Below are 2,193 nucleotides of genomic sequence, written 5' to 3' on the forward strand. Positions count from 1 at the left end.
GGCATGTCCGGCCGGGCGCTGCGCAGCAGGCGGACGACGTCCCGGGTCGCGGGCAGCAGCTCGCTGTCGGGCACGTCGGGTCGGCCGCGGTCCGGTTCACCCGGTGCCGCCGTGGTGGGGGCCGCCCGCTGGGGCAGGGCCTCGGCCAGCATGCGGGCGAGGCCGCGGGTGTCGGTGGCCGCGAACACCTCGGCGGCGGGGATCTCGACGCCCAGGTCGCGGGCGAAGTCGTTGCGCAGCCGGACCAGCATGAGGGAGTCCAGGCCCAGTTCCTTCAGTGCCGCCGTCCCGGACGCGTCCACGGTGCCGCCGGAGACGGCGTTGACGCGGGCGCGCACGTACGCCTCCAGCCAGGTGGCGCGGTCGGCGCCGGTGGTGGCGGCGAGGGCCTTCGCGGCGAGCCCGTCCGTGTCGCCGGCTGCCCTCGTGCCGCCGGCCAGGTCGCCGAGGAGGGGGCGGGTGCGGACCAGGTCGGGGGCCAGCGCCAGGAGTTCGCGGTCCAGGGCGAGGGGGGCCAGTTGGCGCCGGGTGGTGCCCAGCACGCGGGCGAACAGCTCGCCGCCCTCCTGCGGGGTGAAGGGGAGGAGGCCGGACCGGCCGGTCTCGGCGGCGCGGGCGGCGAACGCGGCGGCCATGCCGACGCCGCTCCAGGCGCCCCAGTCCAGGCTGAGGGCGGGGCGGCCGGCGCGGGACAGGTGGTGGGCCCAGGCGTCGAGGAAGGCGTTGGCGGCGGAGTACGGCGCCTGGCCGGCGGAGCCGAGGAGTCCGGCGGCGGAGGCGAACAGCACGAGGCCGTCCGCTTCGGGGGTGAGCTCGGTGAGCAGGGCGGTGCCGAGGACCTTGGGCGCCAGGACGCGCAGGACGCGTTCGTCGGTCAGGTTGGCCACGGTGGCGTCGTCGAGGACGCCGGCGGTGTGGACGACGGAGGCGACCGGGCCGGCGTCGCGGCGCAGGGTGTCCAGGGCAAAGGTGAGGGCGGCGCGGTCGGCGACGTCGGCCCGGGCGAGGTGCACGGTGACGCCGTCGTCCCGCAGTCCGGCGATCCAGGCCGCGGTGTCCGCGTCGGGGGTGCCGCGGCTCAGCAGGGCGAGGCGGCGGGCGCCGCGGCGGACCAGCTGTTCGGCGACGACCCGGCCGAGGCCGCCCAGTCCGCCGGTGACGAGGTGGACCCCGTCCGGGGAGACGCCGGCGCCGTCGTCGTCGGGGCGGGCGCGGGTCAGGCGGGGCACCAGGCGTCCGGTGTCGCGCAGGGCCACGAGGCGTTCGTCGTCGGCGTGCGCGAGCGCGGTCCACAGGGCGTCGGTGCCGTCCGTCTCCGGCAGGTCGATCAGGGTGGTCGACAGTTCCGGGTGCTCCTGGTCGAGGGCGAGGCCGAAGCCCCAGGCGAGGGCCTGCTGCGGGTGGGCGACCCGGGTGCTGTCACCGGCCGCCTGGCTGCCGCGCACGACGACGAAGAGGCGCGGGGCCGGGCCGCGTCCGGCCAGGGCCCGGACCAGGTGGAGGGTGGTCAGGCAGCACAGCCGGGCCGCCTCCTCGGCGGTGCGGTCGTCGGTGACGGCGGGGGCGTCCAGGGCGGAGAGCTGGACGACGCGGGAGGGCGGGGCGTCGGCGAACGCCTCGTCCAGCAGCCGGGCCAGCTGGTCGGGGTCGGCGGTGTCGAGGACGTAGCGGCCGGGGCCCTCGGCGGCGAACCGGGGTCCGCGCCGGGCGACGACGTGCGGTACCGACGGGTCCAGCCGGCCGGTGAGCCCGGCGGCCGTGCCGGTGGCGTCGGCGAGGATCAGCCAGCTCCCCCGGTCGGGCCGGCCGGCCGGGTCGGGGCGGGGCTGCCAGCGGGTTTCGAACAGGGCGCCGTCCAGCGGGGACAGCGCGGCGAGCCGGAGGTCCTCGGCCTCCAGGACGAGGTGCTCGTCGGCGTCCCACAGCCGCAGGTCGCAGGTGAGGGTGTCGCCGGAGAGGGACCGCGGGTGGCAGGTCACCCAGGCCGGGGCGGTGCGCCGGCCGGTGAACCGCAGCCTGCCGGTCCCGGCGGGTACGAAGGCCCGGTCCGTGGGCGCGCCGTCGGGCAGGGCCGCGGTGTGGAGGGCGGCGTCGAGGAGCGCCGGGTGGATCAGGTGGCCCTCGGCGGGCCGGCCGGTCAGGCGGGCGAGCGCGGCCCCGTCGGCGCGGTGGCCCTCGGCGAGGCCGCGGAAG

General features: G+C 78.7%; 1 protein-coding gene. It reads right to left on the bottom strand.

The genetic code is table 11. The features are described 5' to 3' along the window. Positions 1-2,193 (bottom strand): type I polyketide synthase (locus G3I53_RS34350; protein ID WP_164438211.1); only part of this gene is annotated, 2,193 nt, incomplete at both ends.

The sequence above is a fragment of the Streptomyces sp. SID14436 genome (genome assembly GCF_010548465.1).
Classification (GTDB): Bacteria; Actinomycetota; Actinomycetes; order Streptomycetales; family Streptomycetaceae; genus Streptomyces.